The 16,544-nt window shown below is 71.3% G+C and carries 12 protein-coding genes; 4 read left to right on the forward strand and 8 right to left on the reverse strand.

The window, feature by feature from the left end; all coding sequences use genetic code 11:
- Positions 1 to 186 precede the first annotated feature (186 nt).
- The 4 genes from WAB15_RS28845 to WAB15_RS28860 all read left to right on the forward strand — a co-directional run bounded on the left by WAB15_RS28845 (position 187) and on the right by WAB15_RS28860 (position 5,606).
- Entirely contained in the window at positions 187 to 2,607 is a 2,421-nt protein-coding gene (locus WAB15_RS28845; RefSeq protein WP_407288017.1) for a polysaccharide lyase 8 family protein, read from the forward strand.
- 219 nt (positions 2,608 to 2,826) lie between these two features.
- Positions 2,827 to 4,410 carry an acyl-CoA carboxylase subunit beta gene (locus tag WAB15_RS28850; protein ID WP_399147144.1) on the forward strand — a complete coding sequence of 528 codons (1,584 nt, stop codon included), beginning with the start codon at positions 2,827 to 2,829 and terminating at the stop codon, positions 4,408 to 4,410.
- Positions 4,411 to 4,465: 55 nt separating this feature from the next.
- A complete protein-coding gene (locus WAB15_RS28855) occupies positions 4,466 to 4,669 on the forward strand; it encodes an acyl-CoA carboxylase epsilon subunit (RefSeq protein ID WP_384433788.1) in 204 nt (67 codons plus the stop codon).
- Positions 4,670 to 4,949: 280 nt separating this feature from the next.
- Positions 4,950 to 5,606: a DUF4360 domain-containing protein gene (locus tag WAB15_RS28860; RefSeq protein WP_407288018.1), complete on the forward strand. Its 657-nt coding sequence runs from the start codon at positions 4,950 to 4,952 to the stop codon at positions 5,604 to 5,606.
- Positions 5,607 to 5,770: 164 nt separating this feature from the next.
- Here WAB15_RS28860 and WAB15_RS28865 read toward each other — a convergent pair whose 3' ends face one another.
- From WAB15_RS28865 to WAB15_RS28900, 8 genes are all read right to left on the reverse strand, one after another.
- The gene (locus WAB15_RS28865) at positions 5,771 to 6,349 is read right to left on the reverse strand and encodes an ATP/GTP-binding protein (protein ID WP_073760799.1); all 579 of its coding nucleotides are present in this window, start codon (positions 6,347 to 6,349) and stop codon (positions 5,771 to 5,773) included.
- On the reverse strand, positions 6,330 to 6,947 hold the full coding sequence (locus tag WAB15_RS28870; protein ID WP_399147146.1) for a DUF742 domain-containing protein: 618 nt from the start codon (positions 6,945 to 6,947) through the stop codon (positions 6,330 to 6,332). Before WAB15_RS28870 ends, WAB15_RS28865 begins: the two co-directional genes overlap by 20 nt.
- Before the next feature lie 84 nt (positions 6,948 to 7,031).
- Positions 7,032 to 7,445, reverse strand: coding sequence for a roadblock/LC7 domain-containing protein (locus WAB15_RS28875; RefSeq protein ID WP_136742879.1), 414 nt, complete (start codon positions 7,443 to 7,445; stop codon positions 7,032 to 7,034).
- Between the two features lie 10 nt (positions 7,446 to 7,455).
- The gene (locus tag WAB15_RS28880; RefSeq protein ID WP_407288019.1) at positions 7,456 to 10,572 is read right to left on the reverse strand and encodes a nitrate- and nitrite sensing domain-containing protein; all 3,117 of its coding nucleotides are present in this window, start codon (positions 10,570 to 10,572) and stop codon (positions 7,456 to 7,458) included.
- 400 nt (positions 10,573 to 10,972) lie between these two features.
- Positions 10,973 to 11,569 (reverse strand): GTP-binding protein, encoded by a 597-nt coding sequence (locus tag WAB15_RS28885; protein WP_407288020.1) that lies wholly within the window; start codon positions 11,567 to 11,569, stop codon positions 10,973 to 10,975.
- Positions 11,550 to 11,960: a DUF742 domain-containing protein gene (locus tag WAB15_RS28890; RefSeq protein ID WP_030087818.1), complete on the reverse strand. Its 411-nt coding sequence runs from the start codon at positions 11,958 to 11,960 to the stop codon at positions 11,550 to 11,552. Before WAB15_RS28890 ends, WAB15_RS28885 begins: the two co-directional genes overlap by 20 nt.
- A gap of 104 nt (positions 11,961 to 12,064) precedes the next feature.
- Positions 12,065 to 12,478, reverse strand: a complete 414-nt coding sequence (locus tag WAB15_RS28895; protein ID WP_018087200.1) for a roadblock/LC7 domain-containing protein — start codon at positions 12,476 to 12,478, stop codon at positions 12,065 to 12,067.
- 9 nt (positions 12,479 to 12,487) lie between these two features.
- Positions 12,488 to 16,099, reverse strand: coding sequence for a nitrate- and nitrite sensing domain-containing protein (locus tag WAB15_RS28900; protein WP_407288021.1), 3,612 nt, complete (start codon positions 16,097 to 16,099; stop codon positions 12,488 to 12,490).
- Positions 16,100 to 16,544: the final 445 nt, after the last annotated feature.

The following is a 16,544-nucleotide window of genomic DNA, read 5'->3' on the forward strand; positions in this document are numbered from 1 at the left end:
TAGTTCAACATTCAACCTCTCGTGGGGATGTGTCGACGTGCGGGGACGGCCGGCTCGGCCGGACGGGTGGCCGGGGAGGAGGGTGCCGCCTGGTCATTGCCGCCGCGTGCGGGCCCGTGCTAGACCAGCGGGAACTCCCAAGTGCGCAGCGCCACATCCCAGTTGACGCCATGGAGAGGACCGACCGTGTCGCTCGACCCCGCCACGCCCGTCTGGTCACGCAGAGGATTTCTCGCCGCCGCGAGTGCCCTCGGCCTCGCCGCCGCCCGCCCCGCGGCCGCCGCTCCGGCCGATCCGTACGACGTCCTCCGGGCCCGCTGGTGCGGGCTGGCGCTCGGCACCGGCTTCGACCCCGGCGCGCCGCCGTACGCCGCCGTGCTCAAGGAGACCGGCGACCTCGCCGCGGCCTATCGGTCTGCGATGCGGCCGGCGGCCCACTCGCTCTGGGACGACTGCCCCTACGATCCGCCGTCCGGCATCACCCGGAGCTACAACCGGCTGTGCACCATGGCCCACGCCTACGCCCAGCCCGGCACCGGCCGCACCGGCGACCCCGGGCTCGCCGACTGCCTGCTCACCGGCCTGGACCACCTCGAAGCCACCGTCTACCACGCCGGCACCACCCGCTACGGCAACTGGTGGGAGTGGCAGATCGGCAGCCCCAGACTCCTCCTCGACACCCTCGCGATCCTCGCCGACCGCCTGCCCGGCGACGGGCCGCCCGGCGAGCTGCGCGACCGCTGCCTGGCCGCCGTCGACCACTTCGTCCCCGACGCCATGCTCGGCGACTACGCCGGCACCAGCACCGGCGCCAACCGCGTCGACCTGTGCCGGGTGGTCGCGCTGCGCGGCGTCCTCGGCCGCGCCCCCGCCAAGATCGCACTGGCCCGGGACGCCCTCTCCCCGGTCTTCCCCTACGTCACCGAGGGCGACGGCCTCTACGCCGACGGCTCCTTCGTCCAACACTCCTGGGTCGCCTACTCCGGCACCTACGGCTATGTCCTGCTCGACGGCCTGGGCCGGCTGTTCACCCTGCTCGGCGACTCGCCCTGGCCGATCACCGACCCGGCCCGGCAGATCGTCTTCGACAGCGTCGAGCGCGCATACGCCCCGCTGCTCCACAACGGCCTGATGATGGACAGCGTCAACGGGCGCGCCGTCAGCCGCGGCTATCTCCAGGGCGACGAGCGGCGGGTGCTGCGCAGCGACCACTACCACGGGCATGCGCTGATCGCCGCCGTCGCGCTGCTCGCCGAGGCCGCCGGCGGCGCCGAACGGGCGCGCTGGCACGGCATGATCAAGGGCTGGATCGCCCGCGACACCACGCTGCCGGTCCGTACCGACCGGCAGTACGGCGTCGCCGACCTCGCCCGCCTGCACAAGATCGCCGACGGTCCGGTGGCCGCGACCCCCGAGCCCGTGGGGCACCGCCTCTTCCCGGCCATGGACCGCGCCGTGCACCGCCGCCCCGGCTGGGCCGCGGGCCTGGCCATGGCCTCGGACCGCATCACGTACTACGAGAACGGCAACGGCGAGAACCCGCGGGGCTGGCACACCGGCGCCGGGATGCTCTATTGGTGGGGCGCCGACTTCGGGGGCGACCAGTACACGGACGCCTTCTGGCCCACCGTCGACCCCTACCGGCTGCCCGGAACCACCGTGTCCACCAAGCGGCTCGCCGACAACGAGGGCGGCGGCTGGGGCGAACCCAAGCCCACCGCGCGCTGGGTCGGCGGCACCACCGACGGCGAGTTCGCCGCGATCGGCCAGGACCTGCGCGGCCTGTCCTCGACGCTGACCGCGCAGAAGTCCTGGTTCGCGCTGGCGGACTGCGTCGTCTGCCTGGGCGCCGGCATCACCTCCGGCGACGGTGCGCCCGTCGAGACCGTCGTCGACAACCGTCGCCTGGGGGAGTACGGCACCCACATGCTCACCGTCGACGGCGCGGCCCAGCCCGCCGCGCTCGGCCACCGCGCCTCCTTCCGCCGCGCGCGCTGGGCCCACCTCGCCGGGCACGGCGGCTGGGTCTTTCCCGGATCCCCCGGCGGCGCCGCCCTGAACACGCTGCGCGAGGCCCGTACCGGCTCCTGGCACGACATCAACGCCACCTCCTCCCGGGAGCCGTTCACCCGCCGCTACCTCACCCTCTGGCACGACCACGGCATCGACCCGACCGACGCCCGCTACGCCTACCTCCTGATGCCGGGCGCCACCGCCGGTGCCGTCGCACGGCGCGCCGCCGACCGGCGCTGGCTGACCGTGCTCGCCAACGACGCCGGCCGACAGGCCATCGCGGTCCACCCGCTCGGCGTAACGGCGGCGAACTTCTGGCGCGCCGGTCGGGCGGGGCCGCTCGAAAGCAGCGGTCCGGCGAGCGTGCTGGTGCGCGAGCGGCGGTCCATGGCACGAGGGCGGACGGCCCGGCTCTGCGTCGCCGCCCCGGACCGCTCCGGCGATACGCTGGCGATCACCTGGTCACGGCCGGTGCGCGAGGTGCTGGGCCACGATCCGGCGATCGAGGTGCTGGCCACGGGGCCGTCCCTGCGGCTGCGGCTGGCCCCCGGCCGGAGCTGCGCCACCCACGGCTGCACGGTGCGGTTGCGCTGACCCGGTCCGTCGCGCTCCCTCCCCGCGCCGGTCACGACAACGTCACTCCGTCGTCGTTTGTCGGGCCCATACAGCGCAGGAGCGCTCCCGCCACCCGAACGGACGCCGGGACGCAGGCCGGGTACAGGACGGTTCTGTACTGCCTGCCCACCAAAACGCGTGGGACGTTGTACGAAACCGACATCGGTGTGCGGCGCCTCGCACACGTACCGTCGATACATGACCACTGTCGAAGATCTGCCCGCCGGCGCCACCGACGCCCGCGGGCGTGTCGCCGAGCTGCACGCCATCCGTGAGCAGGTCCGGCGAGGACCCAGCGAGCGGGCGACCGAAGCGCAGCGTGCCAAGGGCAAGCTGACGGCACGCGAGCGGATCGAGCTGCTGCTGGACGAGGGTTCGTTCAACGAGGTCGAGCCGCTGCGGCGGCACCGGGCGACGGGCTTCGGCCTGGAGGCCAAGAAGCCCTACACCGACGGCGTGATCACCGGCTGGGGCACCGTCCACGGCCGGACCGTGTTCACCTACGCACACGACTTCCGGATCTTCGGCGGCGCGCTCGGCGAGGCGCACGCCACCAAGATCCACAAGATCATGGACATGGCCATCCAGGCCGGTGCCCCGCTGGTCTCCCTCAACGACGGCGCCGGCGCCCGCATCCAGGAGGGCGTCTCCGCCCTGGCCGGCTACGGCGGCATCTTCCAGCGCAACACCAAGGCGAGCGGGGTCATCCCGCAGATCTCGGTCATGCTCGGCCCGTGCGCGGGCGGCGCGGCCTACAGCCCCGCCCTGACCGACTTCGTCTTCATGGTCCGCGAGACCTCGCAGATGTTCATCACCGGCCCCGACGTGGTGCGCGCGGTGACCGGCGAGGAGATCACCCAGAACGGCCTGGGCGGCGCCGATGTGCACGCCGAGACCTCCGGCGTGGCGCACTTCGCCTACGACGACGAGACGACCTGCCTGGAGGAGGTCCGCTACCTCCTCTCCCTGCTGCCGGCCAACAACCGCGAGAACCCTCCGACGGTCGCCTGCGAGGACCCCGCCGACCGCTCCGGTGACGCGCTGCTGGACCTGGTCCCGGCCGACGGCAACCGCCCGTACGACATGCGCAAGGTCATCGAGGAGATCGTCGACGACGGCGAGTACCTGGAAGTCCACGAGCGCTGGGCGACCAACATCATCTGCGCGCTGAGCCGGCTCGACGGCAAGGTCGTGGGCATCGTCGCCAACCAGCCGCAGTCGCTGGCCGGTGTGCTGGACATCGAGGCCTCCGAGAAGGCCGCCCGCTTCGTCCAGATGTGCGACGCCTTCAACATCCCGATCATCACCCTCCTGGACGTCCCGGGCTTCCTGCCCGGCGTCGACCAGGAGCACGGCGGCATCATCCGGCACGGCGCCAAGCTGCTCTACGCCTACTGCAACGCCACCGTCCCGCGGATCTCGATCGTGCTGCGCAAGGCCTACGGCGGTGCGTACATCGTCATGGACTCGCAGTCCATCGGCGCCGACCTGACCTACGCCTGGCCGACCAACGAGATCGCGGTGATGGGCGCCGAGGGCGCCGCCAACGTCATCTTCCGCAAGCAGATCGCCGAGGCGGACGACTCCGAGGCCATGCGCACCCGCATGGTCAAGGAGTACAAGTCCGAGCTGATGCACCCGTACTACGCGGCCGAGCGCGGTCTGGTCGACGACGTCATCGACCCCGCCGACACCCGCCACACCCTCATCCGCGCCCTCGACATGCTGCGCACCAAGCACGCGGACCTGCCGGCCCGTAAGCACGGCAACCCGCCCCAGTAGCCACATCCCGCACCGCACCCGGCACCACGCCCACCGCGACGACGGAGAAGACACCGTGAACCCTGCCCATCGCACCGACTCCATCCGTGTGGAGAAGGGCCAGGCCAGCGAGGAAGAGCTGGCCGCCCTGACCGCCGTCCTCCTGGCCCGCGCCGCCCACCGGCCGGCCGCCCCGGCCGGCCCGCGCGCCACCGCCGCCCGCTGGCGCCGCCTGGAGCGCCAGAGCGGCTTCCACGGCGCCACCAGCTGGCAGCGCTGAACGACCCGGAAGTGACCGAGGGGCCCCGCACCACCGCGGGGCCCCTCGGCGTTTCCCGGGCGGATGCGAACCGCACCCGTACCGCCGCGATGTGCGGCTCCGTCGCCTATCGGCCGCGGTGTTCCGGTTCGGCAGTAGGCGTCCGAATCAAGGCGTAGGTTCGCCCCAATCATCGGGAGCAGAGCTGTTCAAGCCGAGCTCCCCGTGCTGGCATGCGCTCGTCATCCCACTCCTGGTGCTCCCGCGCCGCGGGCCCTAGGACGACCGGAAGGAAGTGCCCATGCTCAGCACGCTCGGTGCTGGTGCCGCAGTGGCATCCCTGCTCCTCGCCGGATCGGCATCCCCCACCACGCCGGCACGCCTCGGTGATGAACCGCCCACCGGAAAGATCACCATAACCGTCGCCACGGTCAACGGATCGGGCTGCAGACCCGGCAGCGCCGCGGTGGCCATCGCCCCCGACAACACCGCCTTCACCGTCACCTACAGCGAGTACCTCGCCCAGGCGGGCGGCTCCAGCAAGCCCACCGACGCCCGCAAGAACTGCCAGATCGCCCTGAACGTCCATGTCCCGCAGGGCTTCACCTACGCCATCGCCCGGGCCGACTACCGCGGTTATGCCTCTCTGGCCCCCGGCGCCAAGGGAATGGAGCAGGCGAACTACTACTTCCAGGGCCAGCAGGAGACGGCCCGCAAGAGCCACTCCTTCGCCGGCCCCTACGACAACAACTGGCAGACGTCGGACGAGACCGACATCGACGCCCTCGTGTACGCGCCCTGCGGCGAGGAGCGCTACTTCAACATCAACACCGAGCTACGGGTGGACGGCAAGTCCGCGGACCCCAGGGCCACCAGCTTCATGGCCATGGACTCCACCGACGGCAGCATCAACACCCTGTACCACTTCGCCTGGAAGCAGTGCCCCGCGCGCCGGTGACGCCGCGCTGAGGTCCGGGCCCGTATGCGGCCGCGGACGGGCCCGGACGGGTACGACGAAGGCCCCCGCACCCAGAAGGTGTGGGGGCCTTTCGTACGGCGCGAGCGGGCACGGGGAGCCCGGACGCGGCGCTGCGGTGTCCCTGGGCCCAGGGACGGCCTCGACTAGCGCAGGCGGGCCATCAGCGCGTGCTCCACGAGCGTGATGAGCGCGCTCTTGGCCTCGCTGCGGTGCCGGGCGTCGGTGATGATGATCGGCGCGTCCGGGCCGATCTGGAGCGCCTCACGGACCTCGTCGGGCGTGTACGGCTGGTGCCCGTCGAAGCCGTTGAGGGCGATGACGAACGGCAGGCCGCTGTTCTCGAAGTAGTCGACGGCCGGGAAGCAGTCGGCCAGGCGGCGGGTGTCCACCAGGACCACCGCGCCGATCGCGCCGCGTACCAGGTCGTCCCACATGAACCAGAAGCGGTCCTGACCGGGCGTACCGAAGAGGTACAGGATCAGGTCCTGGTCCAGCGTGATCCGGCCGAAGTCCATCGCCACGGTCGTGGTCGTCTTGTCCGGCGCGTGCGTGAGGTCGTCGATCCCCGCGGAGGCGGAGGTCATCACGGCTTCGGTACGCAGCGGATTGATCTCTGAGACGGCCCCGACGAACGTGGTCTTGCCCACGCCGAAGCCGCCCGCCACCACGATCTTCGCGGAGGTGGTGGAGCGGGCTGCACCGCTAGAGCTTGCGAAGTCCACTGAGCACCCTTTCGAGCAGTGTCACATCTGGCTGTCCGCCGGCGGTCTCGTCCCCGCCGGGCTGATGGATGGCGACGAGTCCGGCCTCCGCCAGGTCGGCGACGAGGATCCGGGCGACGCCGAGGGGGATGGAGAGAAGCGCGGAGATCTCGGCAACTGACTTGATCTCGCGGCAGAGGTGGCAGATGCGCTGGTGCTCCGGCAGCTGGCCGTGCAGCCGTGAGGGGTCGGCGGTCGTGCTGACCAGCGCCTCGATGGCGAGCTGGTAGCGCGGCCGGGTCCGTCCTCCGGTCATCGCGTACGGGCGCACGAGCGGATTGTGCGTGCCCCCGGTGGGGGACGGCTCGGGCGCCCGCCGCTGCGGCTGCACCGGCTGGATGCGGGGCGCCTGCGGCTGGTCGTACGGCGACGGCTCGTACGGCTGGGAGTCGTACGGCCGCTGCGGCTGCTGCTGGTGCTGCGGCGGCCGCGGCGGTTCGGACCGCTGCGGCCGGCGGCTCGGCGCAGACGGGAAGTTGAAGCGGTTGTTATGGGTCTCGCCCACAGGTCCGGACTCCTGCCCGGAACCGTACGGGTATCCGCTTGGGGGCGTTGCCACGTCTCCTCCTCCAACTTGCCAATCTGACGCCGGTCGCGCCACCGAACCATAAGGCGCGGTGGCGGGAAACGCACTGCCTGTCTGTTAGTTGAGAAGGCTGCCTTGCAGTTCGGCGCGGAGATCGGGCGTGAGAACGGTGCCCGCGCGGTCGACCAGCAGGGCCATCTCGTAACCGACGAGGCCGATGTCGCACTCGGGGTGCGCGAGCACGGCCAGCGACGATCCGTCCGAGACGGACATGATGAAGAGGAAGCCGCGCTCCATCTCCACCACGGTCTGGTTCACGCTCCCGCCCTCGAAGATGCGGGAGGCGCCGGCAGTCAGCGAGGTCAGCCCGGAGGCCACCGCCGCCAACTGATCGGCTCTGTCCCGAGGGAATCCCTCGGACATGGCAAGGAGGAGACCGTCCGCGGAGACCACGACCGTGTGCGACACCCCAGGGGTGTTGTCCACGAAGTTGGTGATCAACCAGTTCAGATTCTGCGCCGCCTGGCTCATCGGGCTCACACTAACGCTCCTGATCGTAGGTGCTGCCGGGGCCGAAGCCCTGTTGGTCATTCTGGGGGACCCCGGAGGGGTCCGTGCCGACGCTGCGTCCCTGCTGGACACCGCGGCGCAGGTTGCTCAGCCTGCCGCGGACGTCCTCCGGGGCGCGGGAGACCTGGGGGCCGCCCTGTGGGGTCTGCTCCGCGGCGCCTTCGACCAGGTTGGCCTTGGGCACCCGCCGGGGGAGGCCGGAGGCTGTGACTCCGCCCGCCTTCGGCTCGCGCAGCCGCTCCGCCCGCTCCCAGCGCTCGTCGTTGGAGCTGCGCCAGTCCGAGCCGTCCTGGCCGGTCTCCGGCGTGCCCCGTTGCTGCTGAACCTGCGGTACCTGCTGATCGCGGCCTCCGCGGCGCGGAAGGCCGACGTCCGTCAGCGAGGGGGCGTCGCTCGGTGTGGGGCCTGGACGCTCGAATGGTACGCGCTCGGGGGCGTCAGCGGGAGCGGCAGTTGTATTCCGGTCAGATTCCGCTTCGGTCCCGAAGTAGCCCTCGAATGCGGGACGTTCGGCCCATTCGTCCGACTGTGCCGCTTCGTGCGAGACGTATGGCTGCTGGCCGGTGGTCTCAGAGGGGTGCGGATCGCCGAATGCCTGGTTGCCGTGCGACCGGTCGTCGTAGAGCGGTTGATCGGCTTCCGCATACGCCTGGGGGGCGAAGTCCTGGGACGGGAAGTCCTGGGACGGGAAATCCTGGTAGCCGGTGGTGGAGGGTACCTGGTCGCGGAAGAGCGGGTTGCCCACGCCCTGGCCGTCGGCCGGCTGCTCGCCGCCCGCCTGGGCCTCCAGGGCCGCCCGGCGCTCCTCGCGCATCAGCGAGCGGCCCACCATGTCCAGGTCGGTGCCGTCCGGCCGGCCGTAGCGGCTGTCGTCGAAGCCCAGCTCGGCGGCGGTGCGCTGATGGCTGTCGTACGACGCGTGCTGGTGCTCGGGCACGATCCGGGAGACCGTGAAGTCGTCCTCGAAGTGCTCCTCGCCGCCACCGCCGTGGGTGATCGCCTCGGGCAGCATGACCAGGGACGTGGTGCCCGCCTGCTCGCCGGAGGGGCGCAGCTGCACCCGGATCCCGTGCCGGTCGGCCAGCCGGCCGACCACGAACAGGCCCATGCGCTGCGAGATCGCGGCGTCCACGCTCGGCGGGTTCGCCAGCTTGTGATTGATGTCCGCGAAGTCCTCGGGGGTCAGCCCGATGCCCTTGTCGTGGATCTCGATCATCACCCGGCCGTCGGGCAGCCGGGTCGCGGCCACCCGCACCTTGGTCTGCGGGGAGGAGAACGTGGTGGCGTTCTCCAGCAGCTCGGACAGCAGGTGCACGAGGTCGGTCACGGCGGTGCCGTGGATCTCGCTCTCGGGGACGCCGGTGAGGTCTATTCGCTCGTAGGACTCGACCTCACTGATCGCCGCGCGCAGCACGTCCACCAGCGGAACCGGCTGGTTCCAGCGGCGGCCGGGCTCCTCGCCCGCGAGGATCAGGAGGTTCTCGCCGTTGCGGCGCATACGCGTCGCGAGGTGGTCCAGCCGGAAGAGGCTCTCCAGCTGGTCCGGGTCCGCCTCGTTGTTCTCCAGGTCGGTGATCAGCTCCAGCTGGCGCTCGATCAGGCCCTGGTTGCGGCTGGAGAGGTTGGTGAAGATCGCGTTGACGTTGCCCCGCAGCAGCGCCTGCTCGGCGGCGAGCCGGACGGCCTCGCGGTGCACCTGGTCGAAGGCGCGGGCGACCTCGCCGATCTCGTCGGTGGTGGCGATCGGGATGGGCGTGACGCGGGTGTCGACCCGGCCGGGGTCGGTCCGCGAGAGCTGGTCGACCAGCATCGGCAGCCGCTGCTCGGCGACGCCGAAGGCGGCGTTGCGCAGCTGGCGCATGTTGCGGCTCATCCGGCGGGCCATCAGCCCGGCCACGACGAACGCGATGATCAGGGCGGCCAGCACGATCGCGGAGTCGACGAAGGTGGACTGGCGGGCGTCGGCGGAGATCTGCGCCGCCTCGTCCACGGCCTTGTTCGCCAGGTCCTTCTCGATGGACCGGTACATGTTGAACTTGGCGGTCGCGGCCGTGAAGTAGGCGTCGGAGGTGACGCCCTTGGGGCTCAGCGCCTCCGGTGCCGCGCCGGTGCCGATCCAGGTGCCCATCTGGTCGATCGACGGCGGGGTGCGGAAGGGCTGGTTGGCGGCCTGCGCCTGCTCCTTTGCGCGTGCGATCTTCTGCTGGGCGGCCTGCTTGAGCGCCGCCGCGTCCGTCTTGAGCCGCGCGACGTCCTCGGGCGTACCGCCGGAGGTGTACTCGCCGATGGCGATGCCCTCCAGGTACCGGTACGACGCGAAGGCGGTCAGCTGGAGCTTGTGCTCCTTGCCGCCCTGCGGGGACGCCGGGTCGACCAGGAGGTGGGTGCCGATGGACCGCTGCAGCGACACGGCGGCCTTGGCCAGCGCGACGGCGTAGACGGTACGGCCGTAGGAGGTGATGTTGCCGGTGCCCAGGCCGAGTTCGTTGGCGAACTCCATCAGCGGGTGCTGGACCTCGACGTAGCCCTCTTCGGTCTGCGCACCGCGCAGCTTGGAGGTGAAGGCGGCCGCGCGCAGCTGCTGGAGCTTGGGCTCGGTCTTGTCGAACGAGGCGAGCCGGCGGTTGAGGCCCGGCTTGTCCGGCATGGCCTTGGCGGCCTGGCGGAACGCGGCGGCGGCGGCGTCGGTGGCGTCCCGCGCCTGCTGCACGACCGGGTCGTCCTTCTTGCCCTGGAGCAGCGGCGCCGCGGTGCGGTCCCGCTCGTCGATCAGGGCGTTGCTGTAGGAAAGCGCGGCGCGAACGAGCTTCGCGGTGTTCTCCGCGTCCTGCGCGTCCCGCCAGGTGGTGAGCGAACTGTCCACCCGCAGGCCACCCAGGACCAGGGCGACCAGCACCGGGATCAGCAGAATGGCGTTCAGGCGGGTCGCCACGCGCCAGTTGCGCGGGGAGTACTTACCGCCGCTGACCGGAGGCTTGGCGACCGTGTTATCGGACGCGTCGGCAGCCGGTACGCCACCTCTGGGTGGCGGGGTGAAGTTGCCCCGCCGCGGCTCCTGCGGCTCGGGGCTCGACTTGCTTCGCCTCACTCGACCAACAACCTCTCGGCGCCGGCACTACCTGCTGTGCCGTTTCTTCTGGGCGTTCCTACTCCGGAGTTCAGCGAATTTCAGCACGTCAGGGCGGTGCGTTCCAAACACTGGACAAAGCCGGGGAAGGCCCGGAAGCGCCTCAGATAAAAGGGGCGTTAAGGGCGAGGTGCGTCAAAATGAAGGCGCTCCGTGCGCGCAGCGAAGCCAGGCATGCGCATGGGGTGTCGAAACGTCGACGATTCACTGTCGAAACGTTATGAAGCAAATTTGTCGGCGTGTCGAAGGACACAGATCCATTCGCGCATGCCGGGAACCGGCCCGGCGCACCGCATCGGGCCAACGGAAGCCAACTTCCGCACGGCCCGCGCCTGATGAGGCGCGGGCCCTGGGGGCGGCCCTACCGCAGGCGGGCCATCAGCGCGTGCTCGACCAGCGTGATGAGCGCGCTCTTGGCCTCGCTGCGGTGCCGGGCATCGGTGGTGATGATCGGGGTCCCGGGGCCGATCTGGAGCGCCTCACGGACCTCGTCGGGCGTGTACGGCTGGTGGCCCTCGAAGCCGTTGAGGGCGACGACGAACGGCAGACCGCTGTTCTCGAAGTAGTCGACGGCCGGGAAGCAGTCGGCGAGCCGGCGGGTGTCGACGAGGACCACCGCGCCGATGGCGCCACGTACCAGGTCGTCCCACATGAACCAGAAGCGGTCCTGACCGGGCGTACCGAAGAGGTACAGGATCAGGTCCTGGTCCAGGGTGATCCGGCCGAAGTCCATCGCCACGGTCGTCGTGGTCTTGTCCTGGACGTGGCTGAGATCGTCGATCCCCGCCGAAGCGGACGTCATCACCGCTTCGGTACGCAGCGGATTGATCTCCGAGACCGCGCCGACGAACGTGGTCTTGCCCACGCCGAAGCCGCCCGCCACCACGATCTTCGCGGAGGTGGTGGCGCGCGCCTGGCTTCCGGAGTAGCCGCCGCTGTCAGAGCTTGCGAAGTCCACTGAGCACCCTCTCCAGCAAGGTCACGTCCGGCGTGCCGCCGGCCTCACCGCTGCCGCCGGGCTGGTGGATCGCCACCATCCCGGCCTCCGCCAGGTCCGCGACCAGAATCCGCGCCACACCCAGCGGGATGTGCAGCAGTGCCGAGACCTCGGCGACCGACTTCACCTCGCGGCACAGGTGGCAGATGCGCTGGTGCTCGGGCAGCAGCCCGGGCAGCTGGGAGGGGTCGGCGGTCGTGCTGACCAGCGCCTCTATGGCGAGCTGGTAGCGCGGCCTGGTCCGGCCTCCGGTCATGGCGTACGGGCGCACCAGCGGCTGATCACCTTCGCTCCCGTACGGCGCCTGGCTGTAGGCGCCGTACGGGCCGGAAGTGGCAGGTGGCGGGGTCATGGGTCCTCCGGACGGGACAGGGTGTCTGTCGTCGGGTTGGGCCGGTGGGGGGTTGCGGCGTGAATGGATGGTGGGGTGCTGGACGGTACGGCGCTGCGGGCGCCTCAGTGCAGCAGGCTGCCTTGAAGTTCGGCGCGCAGGTCCGGCGTCAGCACCGTTCCCGCGCGGTCGACCAGCAGGGCCATCTCGTAGCCGACCAGGCCGATGTCGCACTCGGGGTGCGCGAGCACGGCCAGCGACGATCCGTCGGAGACGGACATGATGAAGAGGAACCCCCGCTCCATCTCCACCACGGTCTGGTTCACCGTCCCGCCCTCGAAGATGCGGGAGGCGCCGGAGGTCAGCGAGGTCAGCCCGGAGGCCACCGCCGCGAGTTGATCGGCGCGGTCGCGCGGGAAGCCCTCGGACATCGCGAGGAGCAGCCCGTCCGCGGAGACCACCACCGTGTGCGACACCCCGGGGGTGTTGTCCACGAAGTTGGTGATCAACCAGTTCAGATTCTGCGCCGCCTGGCTCATCGGACTCAACTAACGCTCCTGCTGGTGAGTGGGATCGACGGTGCCGTGGGTGCCGGTGGTCGACGTCCCGGCCTGCCGGCCCTGCTGAATACCCCGACGCAGATTGGTCAGCCGGCCGCGCACGTCGCTGGGCGAGCGCGAGACCTGAGGACCGCTCTGGTGGGACTGCTGCTGCTGTGCGGTGCCCGCGACGAGGTTCGCACGCGGGACCCGCCGGGGCAGCCCGGAGGTGGTGATCCCACCCGCGGCCGGCTGGCGGATCTGCTCCGCCTGCCGCCAGGTCTCGTCGTTCGGCGAGCTGCGCCACTGCGTGGTGGGGTCGGCCGGCGCCTCGTTGCGCGAGGTGTCGGCCGGTGCCTCACGGCGGGCGCCGGCGTCCTGTGCGGACCCGCGGCGCGGCAGCGGCGCCGCGTCGGCGGTGTCGGTGCCCTGCGGCGGCACACCCGCGGCGGCGGCCGCAGGGTGGCTGAACCAGTTGGACTCGATGGTGTCGAAGATCGGCGTACGGCCGTCCCCGGGGCCGGCGTCCGCGCCGCCCAGCACATCGCCGTCCAGCGCACCGCGGTCCTGCGGCTGCCGCGGCTGCTGGAACTGGCCGGTGTTCTGCCGCTCGTCGGCGTACGGGGCGGGCCCGGCGTCCGACTGCTGCTGGAACTGGCGGGCGTCGAGCTGTCCGGTCTCGTACGGATCGGGCTCGGCGAGCTGTGGGAACTCACCGGTCGCGTACTGGCCGGTGTCGCTGTCGGGGCGCGCGTACTGGCCCGTGTCGCTGTCCGGACGCGCGAACTGGCCGGTGTCACCGGAGCCGTCCGCGGTCGCGCCACGGCCGGCCGGGCGACCGCCCTGCGGGGCGTTGGCAGCCGGCGGCGGGCCGGAGAAGTCGGGGCGGGCGAACGCGGCGGTGTCGCCGGGGCCGCCGCTCGGTGCGGGCCGCTCGAAGCTGCCGGTGCGCTCCGGCTCCTCGTGGCCGCGCGGCTGGTCCTGCGTCTCGCGGGGCGCCAGCGGCCAGTCGTCGGAGCCGCCGCGCTCACGGCGCGCACCCCAGCTCGTACCGCCGGGCTGCTGACCGCCGCGGCCGTCCTGGCCGTCCTGGCCGCCGGCCGGCGTGGCGCCCGGCAGCTCGGCCGCGGCGCTGCGCGGCGGCAGCTGCGGACGCTCCTCGCGGCGCGGTGCGCCGGTCGGCGGCGCCACGGTGGCCGCCGGGCCGCCGTCGGCACCGCGATTGGGCAGCGGGCGCGCGCCACCGGGGCGGGCACCGGTCGGCGCGGAGGCGTTCGGGGCGCCCGCGCCGGGACCACCGGGGCGGCCCCCGGGCGCCGGGGAACCGAACGCGCCGGGTGCGCCGCCGGGACCCCCGCGAGCGGGCAGCGCGGGGCGCTGGCCGGGCGCCGGACCCGCACCGACCTGACCGCGCGGCTGGAGCCCCGCGAGTCGGCCGGAGGGCGCGCCGCCGGCCTCGCCGGAACCGCTCTTGGCGTTGCTGGGCGCCGGCTTCTTGCCGCCCTGGGCGACGTCGACCGGCAGCATGACCAGGGCGGTGGTGCCGCCGGAGTCGGAGGGGCGCAGCTGGATGCGGATGCCGTGCCGCAGCGACAGGCGGCCGACCACGAACAGACCCATGCGCCGGGACACCGAGACGTCCACGGTCGGCGGGCTGGCCAGCCGCTCGTTGATCGCCGACAGGTCCTCCGGGGACAGGCCGATACCGGTGTCGTGGATCTCGACCAGCACCCGGCCGTCGGGCAGCGCGTGACCGGTGACCTTGACCTTGGTCTGCGGGGAGGAGAACGAGGTGGCGTTCTCCAGCAGCTCGGCGAGCAGGTGCACGAGGTCGTTGACGACCCGGCCGGCGACCTCGGTCTGCGGAACGGCGTTGAGCTCGATCCGCTCGTACTGCTCCACCTCGGAGGCGGCGGCGCGCAGCACGTCGACCAGCGGAACCGGTCGCGTCCACCGGCGTCCCGGCTCCTCACCCGCGAGGACCAGGAGGTTCTCACCGTTACGGCGCATACGGGTAGCGAGGTGGTCGAGCTTGAACAGCGAGGACAGCTGATCCGGGTCGGCCTCGCGGGACTCCAGCTCGGAGATCAGCGAGAGCTGGCGCTGGATCAGGCCCTGGCTGCGGCGCGAGAGGTTGGTGAACATCGCGTTGACGTTGCCTCGCAGCAGCGCCTGCTCGGAGGCGAGGCGGACCGCCTCGCGGTGCACGTCGTCGAAGGCCGCGGCCACCCGGCCGATCTCGTCCCGGCTGTGCACACCGACCGACTCGACGGAGGTGTCCACGTCCTGCGGGTCGGACTCCGACAGCTGCTTGACCAGCTCGGGCAGCCGGTCCTGGGCGACCTTCTGCGCGGTGTCCTGCAGCCGGCGCAGCGAGCGGACCATGGACCGGGCCACGACGAACGCGCCCACCAGCGAGACGCCGAGGACGAGCAGGATCACCGCACCGTTGATGATCGCGTCCTGCGTGGCCTCGTTGCGCAGCTCGCGGGACTTCTGCTCCATCTCGGACAGCAGCGTGGTCTCGATCCGCGACATCTCGTCGATCTTGACGGTGTCGGAGTCGTACCAGTCGAGGTAGCGGTAGTCCTGGCTGCGGATCCCGGAGCCGCTGGCGAAGGCGCGGTGCGCGAAGGCGACCGCGGCCTTGATCTCGTCGTTGTTGCCGTCGAGACCGCGGGTGAGCGCACCGGCGTTGTTGGAGTAGATCTGCTGGAAGCGGTCGCGCGCCGCCTTCTCGCTGTCCTCGGCGTTACGGCCGGCCAGCCGGTCGTTGGAGGACAGCTCCGGGCCGCCGTCGTGGGCGAGGCCGGCGCTGACCAGGGCGCGCTGGATCGACGCGTACTCCTTGGCGGACGAGAACGCCGCCAGCGCACGGGTCGAGCGGATCATCTCCGGGTTGCTGGTCGCCTGCGCCATGTCCTGGGAGAGCGACAGCAGCGAGTTGATCAGCTGGTTGTAGCTGGTGACGGTCCGCGCCGCGTTGCCCTCGTCCTTGTAGGCGTTGGCGCGGATCTCGTTGAGGGTGTTGAGCTGGCGGGTGATCTCCAGGACGGTCGCCCGGACACCGGCCATCGTGGCGTCCTGGCCCCGGATGTCGTCGGTGGCCTGGTTGAACGACAGCTTGGCGCGGTCGGTCGCCTCGCGGGGCGCGACGACGTTCGCGTCGTCCTTGACGTTGCCGCTGCCGGCCAGCGGACCGGCCGACTTGTCCCGCTCGACCTGCAACGCGTCGGCGAGCTCGGTCGCCTGACGGGTCATCTCGGTGAGCAGCTGCATCTTGTCCAGCTGGTCGATGTTCTCCAGCTGGGTGCCGATGCGCATGCCGCCCAGCGTGGTCGCGGCGACGACGGGAAGCGCGAGCAGGGAGACCAGGCGGGTACTGATGCGCCAGTTGCGCAGCGCTATTCGCGAGCCGGGCCCGCTGGAGCCCTTCGAGGCGGAGCGCTTGCCGCTCTCCGCGGCGTCGCCGCTCGGCGCCTGGCTGCCCGCGTCGACGGGCAGCGTGCCCCCGGCGGATCCGTTGCTCTGGGCGCGCTGGGGCGAGGAGCCGCGGTCGGTCCCGCCGCGCAGCTCCGGGTCCGCCGCAGCGCTGCCATCCCTCTTGAAACGTCCCTGCACTAGCGTCGCAACCTCTGGACCAGGCGTCCCACCTCGGCGGGACGGTGTCGAGTCGTAATAGGGGACCGCTTAAGTCCCCCAAGGCGGTCGTGAGTGACCGGCGGGCTTCCCTCTCTGGCCGAGAGAGCGGCACCACCGCGCGGCGCCACTTTGCGCCCTGCGCGCCGGCTGAAACATGCGGCGGTCCGTGGAATTCCAGCACAGTGCAGGATCTCCAACAAGAGCGGAGGCGTCCGCTGTGACATGGGTGACGCAATGTATGGACCACGTCACGACTTGTAGAGGTTTCTGCGGTAGATAACGGACTTTTGCCCGCGATCCGACCCCCCTCACCTGCTGTCCCAGGTGCGGTGATCGGGAGCGGAACGTGCGCTTCAATCCGCCATTGTCCGATTCGCCCAGGGATGTTGATCAAGGGAAATGCGGCATTTGTCACACAGTTCGT

It is taken from the genome of Streptomyces sirii (assembly GCF_045690365.1).
Classification (GTDB): Bacteria; Actinomycetota; Actinomycetes; order Streptomycetales; family Streptomycetaceae; genus Streptomyces; species Streptomyces sirii.